Below are 15447 nucleotides of genomic sequence, written 5' to 3'. Positions count from 1 at the left end.
GGGTGCTGAATATCGGCCCCCAGACCCGCTTCTCGAAGAATCTCGCTGGGCGCCACCCCAAGCCGGTCAGCGGTCTTGATGAGATTGATGATGGTCGGATCATGCACACCGCGCCCGACACCTCCCATGCATGAAGGATCGAGAAGCGCACGGTTTGCCAAATTAAAACGCTTTCCAGAGCAGCGTCGCGTGGTCTAATAGCGGATCAGTGGCGGCTTCGCGATGACTGAAGTATCATTCACGATGAAACGGCAATCTCTGATGTCGTCTCCCGCAATGGAAACGTGTGCCGAGGGGTTAAAAAACAAAGGCCGCGGCATCCAGCGGAGACTTGTGATCATTTTCTGTCCCATTGAAGACATGCCCGCATTGACCCAGCAACAGATCGATCACCTCGACGAACTCATGGACCAGCGCTGGACGCGTGAGTTCAGTGAAATCCGCACCCTGCTCTCCGGTCTGGGCGAGGAACGGCAACGGGTCGCGCTGGGTGAACGGGCCGCCGACACATCGGACGAAGCCCTGCTCGATACCCTGTCCGCCATCGACGAGGCCCTCATTCGGCAGAATCTGCAGGACGTGCGCGACATTGCCGCGGCTCGCGAACGGATCAAGGCAGGAACGTACGGAGAATGCATTGACTGCGGCAGCGATATCGGACATGAGCGCCTGCTTGCCTATCCGACCGCGAAACGCTGCATCGATTGCCAGCGTGAACATGAACGACGAACAGCCGCCAGCGGAGGACGTGCGGTCTAGGCTCGGGCTTGGTCATCCTTGAGTCTTCACGTGTTTTTCCGGCTGTCCCCCACGGAACACCGCTGACCCATTCCCGCCTCCAGCTCGGCAGCATCCTGCACGGAGCTGTTCGCGCATCAACTCCTCATTCCGGCAACCCTGCCCGTCGCAGGCCGTCCATGAAGGTGGCAAGGTTCTCCGGTCGGCGGATCGGCAGCCAGTTCGTGAGATTGGAAAGACGCAGCTTGGGATCAAGCCGGCGCAGATGCCCCATCGCGAGCCGCGCTGCGTCCGCGCGCCCGGCAAGCGCATGGCATGCCGCGATGATGGCGGCCACCATCAGAAAATTCGGAAAACCCCGGAATGCCTTCTCCGCCCATGAAGACGCCGCGTCGAAGCGTCCTGCGAAGAGGTGCGCGACCGCCATTCCTGCCTGCATCCGATACAACTCCGGGTCGAGGGGACTCAGGTGCATGGCGTGCGTGAAATGCTTGATGGCCCCCTCGGATTCACCGTGCCAGACACGCAGGAAGGCACCGAGGAACCAGGCGGACACGAGATTCGGATTGAGCACGAGCGCCCTGTCGAGCAATGCGATGGCGCCATCGAGATCGCCGGCAAGATGGCCAAGCGCGTGGCCGCTTCGGGTGAGCGCGACCGCATCATCCCTCCCCAGTTCCACGGCCCTGCGGGCGAGCCGGATACCCTCGGCGATCTCCTGCGGGCGATCCACCATCCAGCCATTGACCTTGCGCCAGCAATGGCACCAGGCCGCCATCGCGCAGGCCGACGCAAAATCCGGATCGAGATCCATCGCCTTGTGGAAGAGTGGCAGCGCTAGGTCGATGGCATCCCTGGTTCCCTGGTGCAATTGCGCCATTCCGCGCAGGTAGTAGTCGTAGGCATCGAGGCTTTCGGTCGGCTTGCGCCTCGCACGCTCGATCTCCGCGCGCTCGAGCTGCGGTGCGATGGCGCCGATCACGCTCTCGGTCATCCGGTCCTGCAACTGGAAGATGTCTTCCAGGACACCTTCGAAGCGGTCTGCCCAGAGGTGGGTCCCGATCGTCGCATCGATGAGCTGCCCGGTGATGCGCACGCGATTCCCGGCTTTGCGCACGCTGCCTTCCAGCACGTAGCGGACGCCCAGCTCGCGGCCGACCCGTTTCACGTCCACCACCCGGGATTTGTAGATGAAGCTCGAGGCGCGCGCGACCACGAACAGCCAGCGATGCCGCGACAGCGCCGCAATCAGGTCTTCTACCAGGCCATCGGCGAAATAATCCTGCTGCGGGTCACCGCTCAAGTTCACGAATGGCAGGACCGCAATCGATGGCTTGATGGAGAAGGCCACCGCGAACGCGGAGGCTTCGTTCGGCGTGGCGGCTTCAATACCCGCAGGTTCGATACCGCCCGACGAACCGGTTTCTCTGATCTCGCCCATGAAGCGAAATCCCTTGCGGGCTACGGTTCGGATCAGCCGCTGTTCCTTGCCGCTGTCACCCACGACTTTGCGCGCTGCATTGATGTGACTCGCCAGGGTTGATTCCGAGACGATCCGCCCCTCCCACACCGCGGCGAGCAAATCCTCCCGGCTGACGACACGCCCGCGGTTGCGTACCAGGTACAGCAGAAGGTCGAAGACCTTGGGGGTCGTCGCAACCACCTCGCCCGCCCGGGAGAATTCCCGCCGTGCGGGGTCGAGCACGCAATCCTCGAACACTAACGACATGCGGCACCCCCTGACGCCGGATTACGTGGTGCAACTGACCGGAAGACGGCCATTCCGGGCCGGAAACGATCGCATCACGGCTGTCTGGACAACTATTCAATAAAAACCCAATGGTAATTCAAACTCTACGCAAAGTATCCCGCGCCGATCCTGGATATTCTCCTTCCATCGATCGTTGTGGTCGACACTGAACGGAGGAACGAAACATGAAAATCGTCGTTATCGGTGGCACCGGGCTCATCGGATCCAATCTGGTTAACAGGCTGCGCCAGGACGGCCATGAGGTCGTGGCGGCCTCGCCAAACACGGGCGTCGACACCATCACGCAGGAAGGGCTGGCCGAAGCACTGGCCGGTGCCGAGGTTGTCGTCGATGTTGCAAATTCACCCTCGTTCGAGGACCGGGCCGTCCTGGAATTCTTCGAGACATCCAGCCGCCATCTCCTTGCTGCGGAGGCGGACGCCGGCGTGAAGCACCACGTCGCGCTCTCCGTCGTGGGCAGCGACCGCCTTCCGCATAGCGGCTATCTGCGCGCGAAGATGGCCCAGGAAGACCTGATCCGGGCCTCGGGAATTCCCTACACCATCTTGCGCTCGACACAGTTTTTCGAATTCATCGACAGCATCATCAAACGAAGCACCGACGGCGAGACGGTGCGCCTGTCGCCCGCCCTTATGCAACCCGTCGCATCGGACGACACCGCGGCTGCACTGGCCGATCTCGCGATCGCGCCACCGGTGACCGGCATCGTCGAGATTGCCGGTCCGGAGCGGTTTCCCCTCGACCAGCTTGCGCGCAGATACCTGGCCGCAAATGGCGATAATCGCCCGGTCATCGCGGATGTTCATGCGCGCTACTTCGGCGTCGAGCTGAACGATGAATCGTTGACGCCCGCCGACAATCCCTGGCTGGGCTCTATCCATTTCCAGGACTGGCTCAGCCAAGCGGCGGCACCACGCTGAGCCTGCAAAGCCGTGGACGATTGACGGCCTGCGCCTATCTGCGCTCCGCAGGGCGCCGGTCGGCCGATCATGGGACAGCTGGACGACACTCAATCAACTGCATCGGGCTCCGCCCGTCATTGAGGACCCATCATGACTGACTTCAGAATCTTCACCGTATTGCTGCTGGCGGCGGCCAGCACCGCTTCCGCACAGCAGACGCCACCACCAGCCGTTGTGACTCCCCTGATGACGCAGGCGCTTGCAAATTATCCCGGGAAGGAGGTATCCGTCATCACGGTCGAATATCCGCCGGGGGCAGGAGATCCGGTTCACCGCCACGATGCCCATGGATTCATCTACGTGATCGAGGGTTCCATCGTGATGGGCGTGCGCGGTGGCGAGCCCGTCACCCTCGCCCCGGGCCAGACCTTCTACGAAAATCCGGGCGATGTGCACACGGTCGGGCGCAACGCCAGCGCCACCGAACCTGCGAGGTTTCTGGTTTTCCTGCTGAAGGATAGCGACAAGCCCATCTTTTCGCCAGCGCATTGACCCCGCGCCGACGTGGTCGCAGCGGCCGCCTCCGATCCATACAGGCCGCAGCAGTCCATCGAAAGCACCTGCCGCGGTCGGCTCGATGAAACGGGATTCTTGTCAGGAATATTCCGGAGCGACGAGCCGGCGCGGCGGTGGAAGGATGGGAATGCAGTTCGCAAGTGCATGCGATCTTTCGCCGGCTGCCCTAACCCGGCAGCGGCGGCTCCACCGGCCGCGCATGGGCAGGAACCGGCCTGTCATCCGTGCGCATCTCCAGTCGGACTTCCACGCCGCCACCGGGACGCTTGAGGAAGGCCAGGGTGGCTCCCAGTTGTCGGGCGCGGTGCTGCATGATCTTGATTCCCATTCCCGGCGTCATGCCGTCTTTCGTCTCGATTCCCGCAAACCCCTTGCCGTTGTCGCATATGGACAGGCGCAGCATTCCCAAGTCCGCGAGCAGCGAAATGACCAGGTGATTCGCGCCACCATGGCGTATCGCATTGTTGACCGCTTCCTGGGCGATCCGGTAGAGATTGAGAGCGGAATCGCTGTTCCTGACGGTCACCTCATTCCTGCACACGAATTTGCAGACGATCCTGTAGGTAGCCTCGATCTTGGACGCGAATACCTGGAGCGCGGCCGTCAGGCCGCTGGTCTCCAGTTCGAACGGAAGCAGCCCCTGCGCAATCTGCTTGCACTGCATCACGGCCACCTGTGCCTGGGTCGCGATGGAAGCGGCAACCGCGACAGCCTCAGCGCTGCCCGATGCGGCCACCTTCTTTTCCAGGGCCTTCGCCTGGTAGCCTATCGCAGCAATCTGCTGCCCGAGATTATCGTGCAGCTCCTGCCCGATGAGCCGTTGCTGCTCTTCCGCTATGAAGACCAATGCCTGCTCGAGACGCTTGCGCTCGAGCCATTTCTCCAGATCGGTCGCCACCGCGTCGATGAGCCGCTGCTCTTCCGGCACCAGGAACGGCTTGTCCTCCGGATAGAATACCCGCAACTGGCCGCAGGGCTTGCCACCGGCATTGATCTTCGACTGCAGCTCGTGCGTGAGCCCCTGCCCGTGGCTCTCGGAAGTGAAGCGCCTGCCGTCGAGCTCGATCACGGCGGTGGCAATCTCCGGAAACTGCATCGCCGGAATCAGGTATTCGAAGATATGCTGGCAGGCGCTCTCCACCGACAGCTCCAGCCCCATCCCGCGCCGGATCTCGTACAGACAGGTGATCTCCTTCAGGCGCTCGTGCAGCGCCTCGTCGATCTGCTTGCGCTCCAGCCATATTTCCAGATCCCGCGCCACCGCGTCGATGAGCCGCTGCTCTTCCGGAACCAGGAACGGCTTGTCCTCCGGGTAGAATACCCGCAACTGGCCGCAGGGCTTGCCACCGGCATTGATCTTCGACTGCAGCTCGTGCGTGAGCCCCTGCCCGTGGCTCTCGGAAGTGAAGCGCCTGCCGTCGAGCTCGATCACGGCGGTGGCAATCTCCGGAAACTGCATCGCCGGAATCAGGTATTCGAATATATGCTGGCAGGCGCTCTCCACCGACAGCTCCAGCCCCATCCCGCACCGAATCTCGTACAGGCAGGTGATCTCCTTCAGGCGCTCGTGCACCCCTCCGCGCAGCCCCAAGCCTTGAGGCTCTTCCGTCAGGAGCCGGGCTGCACTTTCCGGTGTGCTCGTCTCAACAGGCATCAGGATTCGGTTTCTCCATCTCCTGGACTCACCCGCCAGGAATCCCGATCAATATAGCACGGCAGGTTGATCCGTGTGGGGCATGCTTTTCAACCCCTGCCTCCTTGTAGGTGTACGCCGGCACGACGGATTCTGAATCGCTCCGGAATCTGTAGACACTCCCAAGCCTTAAAAGGCATGAAAGGAGGAGTCATGAGCAGCAAGGGATACTGACGTTCCCCCGGGAAATTGATACAGGTTGGAACTGGAGGCAGGATTGCTTCCCGAGGCCCCGCAGGGGCAAGGAGAAGCGATGAAGCAGTCGAGATTTACGGAAAGGCAGATTGTTTACGCGCTGCGGTTGGCCGACAGCGGCAAGCTGAAGGTCTCAGTCAACGGTTCTTCTACAGTTTTCATCACCGCAACACCCAGATCCCGTTTTGCTTGATTTCGTCGTGCATGGCATCTGGCGCAAGATCGAGTTCGCCCGGCCAGGTGACCGCCCCATGTTCGACATATGCCTTGGCAAAAATATCCTGGTCGACCAGCGCCGCGAATACACCGGCAGCGGGCGAGTGTACAAGCTGGCCCATGTCGACTTCGCCTTCTACACCATCGTCGAAGCGCACCCACAGGCGGTAGCCTTCCAGCACCTTTACCGCCACCACACCCGATAGATCCTCTCCCACTCCAATGGGAGGAATCAAGGTAGCGGCAATATCCGGTTTGGCAATTGACCGAGTTGACATAGTCTCCAGTTCTCAATGAGTTCGGCGCGGTGTTCCTGCGCCCATTCCAATAATAGCATCAGCGACCGGCGAGGCGATCGCCCTTTCAGTATCTGCAAGGTTTGAATATCGATGGATATTCTATACCCCACATATTCATTCAGCATGAAAATGTGGCGGGGAATGATCCTTCCAGTACATCTGGATGATGATCCCATAGAAAGCGCATATTGTCGGCATTGGAATCCCTGCCTGGTCAGTTCAGCCCCGATCGTCTCGCGCACGGTGGCGGCCTGCGCATCGTTCAAGGTCTTGGCTATCGATATAGCGCCTGTGGCGCTGCCAGCGCCCGCGCAAGCCTCTGGATGGCCTTGACCTCACCGCTCTCTGCCAAGCGCCAGTATACATTTCCTCATTCGCCCCATGTCAGGTCGATGAGGAACTTTGGTGGGCTACGGGCGTTGTGTGGTGGATCGGTTGGTATTCGAAATGGTGAACCTCCTTTTCGTGGTGAGTTATGCCCTTCGGTGCCGCTCCACTTTGATTCCCGGTCGTGCTATGGATTGATATGTGCGGCACCTGGGCATGCCAGACGGGGTTTCAGTGGTACGAAATACCGCAGCCGCAGGCGAGGATATGGCGCGTAGCAGCCACGTCATAGCGCGCAAGGGTGCACAAGGGATGGGGCGGCACCGCAAGAGCTACCACGGAAGTGCACGGTCGAGAGAATGATCCGGATTTTTCCATCCGACAGCAGAAAGGGCCACTTCCGATTGACAAAAGGGACGGGATGACAACGGGGCTGCAAGACGCCTTCTCGAGGGAATCATGCGAAGTATGGAGGATCAGTCGGCAGCATGGGAACAGCTGGATGGATGCCCCGCCTACGCAGGCGGCAAGCGCACGACCTCGCCCCAGGGCCGTGCCCGAAAGGATCGCTCCCGCTTCACTTCCGCTCGCCGCCCAGGCTACTCCAGCAGCGCGGCCTCCACCAGCACGTCGACGCCTGCCTCCGGCATGATCGCACGCGCGGGAACATCCTCCCCGGAACGCCAGGCCGCGACGGCCCTGCGCTTCGATTCGCCGCTGACGAGGAACGCTACGTGTCGCGAGCGGCTGAGCCGTGACGCACTCAGGGATACACGCTGCGGCGGCCGCCTCGGAGAATTGAATATCGACAGGACATCCGGCGAGTGAGGCTCCGCTCCCCAGGAATTGCCCGGAAACAGGCTGGCCACATGGCCATCCTCGCCGAGATCCAGCAATGTCAGATCGAACAGGTCGACCTCCGCCAGAAGCGGCGCATACGCGGCGGCCGCCTTGTCTGCGCGGACATCGTCCGGAATGGCGTATATCTGCTCCGCCGGGATGGACACGCGATCGAACCACGCTTCCTGCGCCAGACGAAAATTCAACTCCGGCTTGGTGGGCGGCATGCAGTACTCGTACGCAAAATAGATATGCCAGGCAGACCAGTCCGTGGAGATCCCGGGTATCCGCGCATACAGGCTGTGGAAGACCTCGCCACCGGAGAGCACGATGCGAAAACATCCGCGCTCACGTATCGACGCAGCCGCACTGTCGAGGATGATGCCCAGCGCTGCCTCTTCCAGTGCCGCCCGATCGGGAAAAGACAGCCAGCGACATTCTCCAGAGGCCGTGTTATCCATGAATCAGGCTTTTCCTTTCGTTATCTGCGTTATTCATGTTTGTTGGGCATACCCGAAGTCGCCCTGAGCCGCTTCGGCAAATGAATGCGCAACCGATTCCGGCAGATCCGGAACCGATGAGCGGATATTTTTTGGCGTCCCCAGGGGGATTCGAACCCCCGTACTCACCGTGAAAGGGTGATGTCCTAGGCCTCTAGACGATGGGGACCAGAGGACTTTCCGCTACTGCCGGTTCGCAGCCCGATGCCGGGCGGCGCCGATACCTGGTGGAGGTAAGCGGGATCGAACCGCTGACCTCTTGCATGCCATGCAAGCGCTCTCCCAGCTGAGCTATACCCCCGGCGATACCCCGACAAAAGGAAGGCGAATTATACTGAGCACCCCCTGCCCCGTCAATGCAAGGCGGATACGCGCGTCAGGCGGGGTAGGCCGCCAGGCGCTCGTCCAGGCGCCTGAGCGTCTCTTTCCGCCCGAGCAGCTCCAGCACCCGGTCGATCGAGGGCGTCTGCGCCTCGCCTGTCACCATCACCCGCAGCGGCATGGCCACGCCCGGCATCTTCAGGCCATGCGCTGCGGCAGTCGCCTTGATCGCATCCTGGATGCCGTGATCGTCCCACGTTGCCGTGGCGAGGCGGCCACGCAGGTCGGCCAGGGGCGCCCGCACCGCCGGCGTGAGGTAACGCGCCCGGGATTCGTCGGAAGGCACCATGAAGCGGTAGAAATACACCGCGGCATCCGCCAGTTCGGTCACAGTGGCCACACGTTCCTTGAGCAACCCCGCCACCCGGGCGGGATCCGGCCCTCCGCCTGCGCCCACATCGCAGCCTCGTGCCTCCAGCAAGGGCCTCGCCAGGCCGGCGAGGCGCGCATCGTCGGCAAATTTCAGATACTGCTGGTTGAGCCAGCGCAGCTTCTCGGGATCGAAGCGCGCCGGCGCACGATTGATTGCAGCCAGATCGAACCACTCGACCAGCTGCTCGCGGCTGAACACCTCCTCGTCCCCGTGCGACCATCCGAGCCGCGCGAGGTAGTTCACCAGGGCCTCGGGCAGATAGCCGTCATCCCGGTACTGGATCACCGACACCGCGCCGTGGCGCTTGGAGAGACGCTCCCCATCCGGCCCGAGGATCATGGGCACGTGCGCGTACTGCGGCAGCGACGCGCCCAGCGCCTTGAGGATGTTGATCTGGCGCGGCGTGTTGTTGACGTGGTCGTCCCCCCGGATCACGTGGGTGATGTTCATGTCCAGATCGTCGATCACCACGCCGAAGTTGTAGGTGGGCACGCCGTCGGCGCGCAGCAGCACGAGGTCATCCAGCTCGGCGTTGGCGACGGTGACGTCGCCCTTCACCAGGTCGCGGAACGTGACTTCTCCTTCCAGGGGATTCTTCAGGCGCACCACCGGCTCCACCCCGGCGGGCGGTATCGCCTTCGAATCCCGCCAGCGGCCGTCATAGCGCGGCTTCAGTCCCGCCGCGCGCTGCCGCTCACGCAAGGCCTCCAGCTCTTCCCGGCTGGCGTAGCAGCGGTACGCGTGCCCCTCCCGCAGCAGTTGCTCCGCCACTTCGTGGTAGCGCGAAAGCCGTTGCATCTGGTGGAACGGCCCCTCGTCATGGTCCAGCCCGAGCCAGTCCATGCCGTCGAGGATCCCCTGGGTAGACTGCGCGGTGGAGCGTTCCAGGTCGGTGTCCTCGATCCGGAGGATGAATCTGCCGCCGTGCCGGCGCGCGTATGCCCATGAGAACAGCGCGGTGCGCGCACCGCCGACGTGCAGGTAGCCGGTAGGGCTGGGAGCGAAGCGGGTACGGATCATCTCGATGACTGGGTTGTGGTGGTGAAGGGGTGCTATTCTACGCGAAAGCGAGCGACGGCCGCCGTCGCACTGCCAACGGCACTGGGGCGCTCATACAGTGTCTGAACTGCCGGGACGCGGGGCGCGGCTCAGTACCGTGTCGCGCGCCTGCAGCAGGCGATCCGGGTAGTCCCGGCTGTAGTGCAGCCCCCGGCTCTCATGACGCAGCCGGGCGCTGCGCACGATCAGGTCGGCGGTATCCACCAGATTGCGCAATTCCAGAAGGTCGGCAGTGACGCGGAAGTTGGCGTAGTACTCGTCGATCTCCTCACGCAGCAAGGTGATGCGATGCTGCGCGCGCTGCAGACGCTTGGTGGTGCGCACGATGCCGACGTAGTTCCACATGAAGCGGCGCAGTTCGTCCCAGTTGTGCGAGATGACCACCTCCTCGTCGGCATTGGTGACGCGGCTCTCGTCCCATTGAGGCAGGGCCCGCGCCGGCAGCCGCGGCTGCCGGGCGATGTCCCCGGCGGCCGCCCGCCCCAGCACCACGCATTCCAGCAGGGAATTGCTCGCCAGCCGGTTCGCGCCGTGCAGGCCGGTGTGTGCGGTCTCGCCGATGGCGTAAAGACCGTCGAGATCGGTCCTGCCCTGGCGGTCCGTGACGATGCCGCCGCAAGTGTAATGTGCGGCAGGCACGACCGGGATCGGTTGCCGGGTGATGTCGATGCCCAATTCCAGGCAGCGACTGTGGATGGTTGGAAAGTGCGCCCTCAGGAAATCCGCAGGCTTGTGAGAGATGTCGAGGTAGATACAGTCGAGCCCACGCTTCTTCATCTCGAAGTCGATCGCACGCGCCACGATATCGCGCGGCGCCAGCTCCCCGCGCGAGTCGTGCGCCGGCATGAAGCGCGAGCCATCGGGAAGCCGCAGCAGGCCGCCCTCACCCCGCACCGCCTCACTGATGAGGAACGATTTGGCGTGCGGATGGTACAGGCACGTGGGATGGAACTGGATGAACTCCATGTTGGCGATGCGGCAGCCCGCGCGCCAGCCCATCGCGATGCCGTCGCCGGTGGAGGTATCGGGATTGGTGGTATAGAGGTAGACCTTGCCGGCGCCGCCCGTGGCCAGCACGGTGCTGTCGGCGCCCAGGGTGTATACCTGCCCGCCCACACTGTCCAGCACGTAGGCGCCGTGGCAGCGGTTGCGGCCTTCCCTCCGTCCCAGCTTGGCGCTGGTGATGAGGTCGACCGCCACGTGGTGCTCGAGTATCGTGATGTTGGTGTGCGCGCGCACGTTCTCCGCCAGCGCGAGCTGCACCGCCTGCCCTGTGGCATCGGCCGCGTGGATGACCCGCCGCACGCTGTGCCCCCCTTCGCGCGTCAGGTGATATCCCAGTTCGCTGGCCTCGTCCCGGGTGAACGGCACCCCGAGGTCGATCAGCCACCGGATCGCGTGGGCGCTGTTCTCCACCACGTGGCGTGTCATCGCCTCATCGCACAACCCCGCCCCCGCCTCCAGGGTGTCGCGGATGTGGGCCTCGTGCGAATCCTCCTGCGACAGCACCGCCGCGATCCCGCCCTGGGCCCAGCCGCTGGCGCTGTCGAGCAGGGCTTTCTTGGTGACGAGCCCGACCTTGCGGTCCTGTGCCAGATTGAGCGCCAGGGTGAGGCCGGCGAGGCCGCTGCCGATGATCAGGGTGTCGAAGTGGGCGTGAAGCGCGCGGGCGTGCATGGCCGTGTCTGAATGAACGGGGAATGATAGCAGACTCGCCGCAAACAGGGTGTTTTCAGCCACTGCCCGCCCGCCGGGGCCGGATGCTGCCATCCTTCCCTCGAATGAACTAATCGATGCCGTCCGTTGTCTCTTGCTACAGGTCAGGCGCACGGCGTACGCACCGTTTTCCGTGTCATTTCCCCGGCAACCCGTGAACGGGTATACTTGATTTGGAAGGCTATGTCATCGGCACATGGCAATCCAATATCAACCACAATACTCAGGGATCACGCTGCATGGGTGACCGGGAAATCGACCAACAGCTGGTGGAACGCGTGCAGCGTGGTGACAAGCAGGCGTTCGACCTGTTGGTGGTCAAGTATCAGCGCAAACTGGCACGACTGCTGTCGCAGTTCATCCGTGATGCGACCGAGGTGGAAGACGTGACCCAGGAAGCCTTCATCAAGGCTTATCGGGCACTGCCCTCGTTTCGCGGAGACAGTGCGTTCTATACGTGGCTGTACCGAATCGGCATCAATACCGCGAAGAATTTCCTGGTCGCCCAGGGGCGGCGGGCGCCGACCATCGGCAACGGATTCGATGCGGAAGATGTGGAAGGCTTCGAGGAGGCCAGCCAGCTCCGGGAAATAAATACCCCGGAAAGCGAACTTACCAGCAAGCAGATCGCTCAAACCGTCAACCAGACCCTGGAAGAACTGCCGGAGGAATTGCGTACGGCGATTACATTGAGGGAAATCGATGGCCTCAGCTATGAAGAGATCTCGGTCATCATGAACTGCCCCATCGGCACGGTGCGGTCGCGTATATTCCGTGCCCGCGAGGCGATAGCTGAAAAATTGCGTCCCCTGCTGGGGACCGGGAAGGACAAAAGGTGGTAGCATGAAAAGTCAGATTTCGGCATTGATGGATGGTGAGTTGAAGGGCGACGACGCGGCGCGCATCATCGCCGACCTCAGGGCAACCGACGCACTGCGCGACGATTGGGCCTTGTATCACCTGATCAGCGATGTCATGGAGCGCCCGGATACGGGGTTCGGACATATCGCCCGGCGCGTGAACACTCGTATGGACATGGAACCGGTGGTGCTCGCGCCCCATGCTCCCGCCAGGCACCCCGCCCGGCTCTATGCCGTTGCCGCCTCGGTGGCAGCCATCGCCGTCGTCGGGTGGATGAGTCTGCAGATGGTGGAGCAATCGCAGGAAAGCCAGATGGCCGGCGCATCGGCCACCACCAGCCTGGCCCAGGCTGGGCCGGGCTCCCCGCCCGCGGCCGAAGCCGTCCCCGTCATGGCAGCGTCGACACCTGCCCAGATCAATGACTACCTGCTGGCACATGGGCAGTTTTCCCCCAATACCGCGATGCATGGCATGACACCCTATCTGCGCACGTCCACCGACTCCTACGCGATTTCCGCGAGATGACACGGGTAGCGCTCGCTACCCTGATCATGCTGCTGGGCAGCATATCGTCCGCAGCCGCAGAGTCTGTTCTCCACTCCTCTCCCGAAGCACTCGAATGGATGCAAAGGATCACCGCCGCACCGCGGCAGCATAGCTATATCGGCACCTTCGTCTATTCTTCGGGCGATCATATCGAAACGTCCCGCATTCTCCACCGTGTGGATGCCGAAGGCGAGCACGAAAAAAGAGAGGTGCTCGACGGCATGCCGCAGGAAATCATCCGCAACAACGACGAGATGCGCTGCTACATGCCGGAGAACAAGACCATCGTCACCGAGAAGCGCTGGCTGCAGAAAGTCTTTCCGGCACTATTGCCGCAGTCTACGGGCAATATCGACGACAGCTACATCGTCAGACTGGGCGGACAGGAACGCATCAGCGACCACACCTGCCAGGTGATCGAACTGGAACCCCGGGACAACAGGCGCTACGGTCACAAGTGGTGGGTGGATACCCGTACCGGCCTGCTGCTGAAGGCCGCAGTACTGGATCAGGGACGGGTGGTGGAGCAATTCGTGTTCACCCACCTGGAAACCGGAATCGAAATCGACAAGGCGCTGCTGAAGTCGCGCTACGCCGCCAAGACCGCGGAGTGGCGCGCCGTCAACCTGGTGTCATCCACCATGGGCAACGAGAAACTGGGGTGGCGCGTCAGGGATCTGCCCCAGGGATTCAGGAAGGTCATCGAGATGAAGCGCAATCTTTCCGGCAAACCCATGCCCGTGAACCACATCGCGCTCTCCGACGGACTGGCCGCGGTATCGGTGTTCATCGAACCCGTGGCCGGGCAGGCATCTCCCCCGACTCCGGGGCTGTACCGCAGCCGGGGCGCCATCAACATCTATAGCCGGATCGTTGCCGACAACATCATCACGGCGGTGGGCGAGGTACCGTCAGCCACCGTCATGCAAATCGGCGACTCGGTCGTCAGCCATAGAGTAAAATAGGCCCGTGGGGTGGGCGGAGCCCCCGCACCGGCACCGCGGCGGTTTATCATTCATGATGCTTGGATACAGGAAGAACATGGCGATCAAATATCTCCTGATGGTACTGCTCGGCTTTTCCACCGTCGCGGCGGCGCAGACGCGCGAGCTTCCCGATTTCACCGGCCTGGTCGAAAGGGAGGGCGCGTCGGTGGTGAACATCAGCACCGTGCAGGCCCCCAGCATGACCGGCAACCAGGCCTTCCCGGGCATGCCGAACATTCCCGAGGACGACCCCTTCTTCGAATTCTTCCGCCGCTACATGCCGCCACATGGCTCGCCGCGGGATTTCGAGTCCAAGTCGCTCGGCTCGGGATTCATCATCACCTCGGATGGCTACATCCTGACCAACACGCATCTCGTCGACGCCGCCGAGGAAATCACCGTCAAGCTTACCGACAAGCGCGAATTTCGCGCCAAGCTGATCGGCGCCGACCGCAAGACGGACATTGCGCTTCTCAAGATCGACGCCACCGGCCTGCCCAAGGTCACCCAGGGCGATCCGGGCAAACTCAAGGTCGGAGAATGGGTGGTGGCCATCGGCTCTCCCTTCGGTTTCGAAAACAGCGTCACGGCGGGTATCGTCAGCGCCAAGGGGCGCTCCCTGGCGCAGGAGAACTTCGTTCCCTTCATCCAGACCGACGTGGCCATCAACCCCGGCAACTCCGGCGGGCCGCTGTTCAACATGAAAGGCGAAGTGGTCGGAATCAACTCCCAGATATACAGTCGCACGGGCGGCTTCATGGGGCTCTCGTTCGCCATTCCCATCGACGTCGCCACGGACATCTCCAGTCAGCTGATCACCAACGGCAAGGTGAGCCGCGGCAGGATCGGCGTGCTGATCCAGGAGGTCACGAAGGAACTGGCGGAATCCTTCAAGCTTCCCAAGCCCACGGGCGCGCTGGTGGCCTCGGTGCAGAAGGACGGTCCGGCCGACAAGGGGGGATTGCGGGCCAAGGATGTCATCCTCAAGTTCGATGGCAAGCCCGTCGAGGCCTCGGGCGACCTGCCGCGGATGGTCGGTTCGACCAAGCCAGGCTCCAGGGTGCAGATGCAGGTATGGCGAAACGGGACGCTCAAGGATCTGACGGTAACGGTGGATGAGGTGCCGCCCGAGGAACGCATCGCCGGTCGCAACGGCAGGCAGGGCAAGCCCGCCAGCGCCAACCGCATCGGGCTAAGCCTGAGCGAGCTCACCGTCGAGCAGAGGCAGCAGTTGGAGACTGAAAACGGGCTGCTGGTCGAGGACATGGTGCCCGGCGTCGCCAGCCGGGCGGGCGTACGCCCGGGGGATGTGATCCTCAGCATCAACAACCAGGACGTCAAGACGGTGGAGCAATTCAACCAGTTGCTCAACAAGGTCGAGAAGGGACGCAACATCGCACTCCTGATCCGGCGCGGGGATACGGCGACCTTCGTCACCATGAAGCTCAACGGTGAAAATCGCTAGGCA

15 protein-coding genes and 2 tRNA genes are annotated in these 15447 nt (G+C 62.5%); 8 read left to right on the top strand and 9 right to left on the bottom strand.

Annotation, left to right across the window (positions count from 1 at the left end; all coding sequences use genetic code 11):
* Positions 1-2 precede the first annotated feature (2 nt).
* Together BT108_RS14055 and BT108_RS02000 are read left to right on the top strand one after the other, a co-directional pair.
* Entirely contained in the window at positions 3-134 is a 132-nt protein-coding gene (locus tag BT108_RS14055) for a hypothetical protein (RefSeq protein WP_255369570.1), read from the top strand.
* 226 nt (positions 135-360) lie between these two features.
* Positions 361-759: a TraR/DksA family transcriptional regulator gene (locus BT108_RS02000; RefSeq protein ID WP_072292880.1), complete on the top strand. Its 399-nt coding sequence runs from the start codon at positions 361-363 to the stop codon at positions 757-759.
* A gap of 124 nt (positions 760-883) precedes the next feature.
* Here the strand turns inward: BT108_RS02000 and BT108_RS01995 are convergent, their stop codons facing one another.
* Entirely contained in the window at positions 884-2467 is a 1584-nt protein-coding gene (locus tag BT108_RS01995) for a winged helix-turn-helix domain-containing tetratricopeptide repeat protein (RefSeq protein ID WP_072292879.1), read from the bottom strand.
* A 206-nt stretch (positions 2468-2673) separates the two neighbouring features.
* Here BT108_RS01995 and BT108_RS01990 point away from each other — a divergent pair, with 206 nt between their 5' ends.
* Entirely contained in the window at positions 2674-3429 is a 756-nt protein-coding gene (locus BT108_RS01990; RefSeq protein WP_072292878.1) for an SDR family oxidoreductase, read from the top strand.
* A gap of 132 nt (positions 3430-3561) precedes the next feature.
* Complete coding sequence (locus tag BT108_RS01985) at positions 3562-3963, top strand: cupin domain-containing protein (protein ID WP_072292877.1); 402 nt, start codon at positions 3562-3564, stop codon at positions 3961-3963.
* Positions 3964-4153: 190 nt separating this feature from the next.
* On the opposite strand, the gene BT108_RS01980 is transcribed toward BT108_RS01985, so the two are convergent.
* The 8 genes from BT108_RS01980 to nadB all read right to left on the bottom strand — a co-directional run bounded on the left by BT108_RS01980 (position 4154) and on the right by nadB (position 11547).
* Entirely contained in the window at positions 4154-5641 is a 1488-nt protein-coding gene (locus BT108_RS01980; RefSeq protein WP_083566100.1) for a sensor histidine kinase, read from the bottom strand.
* 395 nt (positions 5642-6036) lie between these two features.
* Complete coding sequence (locus BT108_RS01975; protein ID WP_072292876.1) at positions 6037-6369, bottom strand: DUF2442 domain-containing protein; 333 nt, start codon at positions 6367-6369, stop codon at positions 6037-6039.
* Positions 6324-6515 (bottom strand): DUF4160 domain-containing protein, encoded by a 192-nt coding sequence (locus BT108_RS14220; protein ID WP_072292875.1) that lies wholly within the window; start codon positions 6513-6515, stop codon positions 6324-6326. Before BT108_RS14220 ends, BT108_RS01975 begins: the two co-directional genes overlap by 46 nt.
* Before the next feature lie 801 nt (positions 6516-7316).
* On the bottom strand, positions 7317-8018 hold the full coding sequence (gene pgl / locus BT108_RS01960; protein WP_072292873.1) for a 6-phosphogluconolactonase: 702 nt from the start codon (positions 8016-8018) through the stop codon (positions 7317-7319).
* Positions 8019-8150: 132 nt separating this feature from the next.
* Positions 8151-8226 (bottom strand) — tRNA-Glu (locus BT108_RS01955).
* Between the two features lie 56 nt (positions 8227-8282).
* Positions 8283-8358, bottom strand: a tRNA-Ala gene (locus BT108_RS01950).
* A 75-nt stretch (positions 8359-8433) separates the two neighbouring features.
* On the bottom strand, positions 8434-9831 hold the full coding sequence (gene gltX, locus BT108_RS01945) for a glutamate--tRNA ligase (protein WP_072292872.1): 1398 nt from the start codon (positions 9829-9831) through the stop codon (positions 8434-8436).
* A 90-nt stretch (positions 9832-9921) separates the two neighbouring features.
* Positions 9922-11547: an L-aspartate oxidase gene (nadB, locus tag BT108_RS01940; RefSeq protein WP_072292993.1), complete on the bottom strand. Its 1626-nt coding sequence runs from the start codon at positions 11545-11547 to the stop codon at positions 9922-9924.
* Between the two features lie 278 nt (positions 11548-11825).
* Between nadB and rpoE the strand changes: the two genes are divergently transcribed.
* The 4 genes from rpoE (at position 11826) to BT108_RS01920 (ending at position 15444) form a co-directional block, all read left to right on the top strand.
* Positions 11826-12428, top strand: a complete 603-nt coding sequence (gene rpoE, locus BT108_RS01935; RefSeq protein ID WP_072292992.1) for an RNA polymerase sigma factor RpoE — start codon at positions 11826-11828, stop codon at positions 12426-12428.
* Position 12429: 1 nt separating this feature from the next.
* Positions 12430-12972, top strand: coding sequence for a sigma-E factor negative regulatory protein (locus tag BT108_RS01930; RefSeq protein WP_072292871.1), 543 nt, complete (start codon positions 12430-12432; stop codon positions 12970-12972).
* On the top strand, positions 12969-13958 hold the full coding sequence (locus BT108_RS01925) for a MucB/RseB C-terminal domain-containing protein (RefSeq protein ID WP_083566098.1): 990 nt from the start codon (positions 12969-12971) through the stop codon (positions 13956-13958). Before BT108_RS01930 ends, BT108_RS01925 begins: the two co-directional genes overlap by 4 nt.
* A gap of 76 nt (positions 13959-14034) precedes the next feature.
* The gene (locus BT108_RS01920; RefSeq protein WP_072292869.1) at positions 14035-15444 is read left to right on the top strand and encodes a DegQ family serine endoprotease; all 1410 of its coding nucleotides are present in this window, start codon (positions 14035-14037) and stop codon (positions 15442-15444) included.
* Positions 15445-15447: the final 3 nt, after the last annotated feature.

Origin of the sequence: Nitrosovibrio sp. Nv17, from assembly GCF_900119085.1 — a bacterium.
Taxonomy (GTDB): domain Bacteria; phylum Pseudomonadota; class Gammaproteobacteria; order Burkholderiales; family Nitrosomonadaceae; genus Nitrosospira.
Note: the sequence above shows the minus strand (reverse complement) of the source record. Positions and strands in the feature narration are given on the sequence as shown.

Excerpts from the sequence above, each read along its gene's own strand:
- BT108_RS02000 (WP_072292880.1), top strand. The coding sequence starts at position 361 with ATGCCCGCATTGACCCAGCAACAGATCGATCACCTCGACGAACTCATG.
- BT108_RS01995 (WP_072292879.1), bottom strand. The coding sequence starts at position 2,467 with ATGTCGTTAGTGTTCGAGGATTGCGTGCTCGACCCCGCACGGCGGGAA.
- BT108_RS01990 (WP_072292878.1), top strand. The coding sequence starts at position 2,674 with ATGAAAATCGTCGTTATCGGTGGCACCGGGCTCATCGGATCCAATCTG.
- BT108_RS01985 (WP_072292877.1), top strand. The coding sequence starts at position 3,562 with ATGACTGACTTCAGAATCTTCACCGTATTGCTGCTGGCGGCGGCCAGC.
- BT108_RS01980 (WP_083566100.1), bottom strand. The coding sequence starts at position 5,641 with ATGCCTGTTGAGACGAGCACACCGGAAAGTGCAGCCCGGCTCCTGACG.
- BT108_RS01975 (WP_072292876.1), bottom strand. The coding sequence starts at position 6,369 with ATGTCAACTCGGTCAATTGCCAAACCGGATATTGCCGCTACCTTGATT.
- BT108_RS14220 (WP_072292875.1), bottom strand. The coding sequence starts at position 6,515 with ATGCTGAATGAATATGTGGGGTATAGAATATCCATCGATATTCAAACC.
- pgl (WP_072292873.1), bottom strand. The coding sequence starts at position 8,018 with ATGGATAACACGGCCTCTGGAGAATGTCGCTGGCTGTCTTTTCCCGAT.
- gltX (WP_072292872.1), bottom strand. The coding sequence starts at position 9,831 with ATGATCCGTACCCGCTTCGCTCCCAGCCCTACCGGCTACCTGCACGTC.
- nadB (WP_072292993.1), bottom strand. The coding sequence starts at position 11,547 with ATGCACGCCCGCGCGCTTCACGCCCACTTCGACACCCTGATCATCGGC.
- rpoE (WP_072292992.1), top strand. The coding sequence starts at position 11,826 with ATGGGTGACCGGGAAATCGACCAACAGCTGGTGGAACGCGTGCAGCGT.
- BT108_RS01930 (WP_072292871.1), top strand. The coding sequence starts at position 12,430 with ATGAAAAGTCAGATTTCGGCATTGATGGATGGTGAGTTGAAGGGCGAC.
- BT108_RS01925 (WP_083566098.1), top strand. The coding sequence starts at position 12,969 with ATGACACGGGTAGCGCTCGCTACCCTGATCATGCTGCTGGGCAGCATA.
- BT108_RS01920 (WP_072292869.1), top strand. The coding sequence starts at position 14,035 with ATGGCGATCAAATATCTCCTGATGGTACTGCTCGGCTTTTCCACCGTC.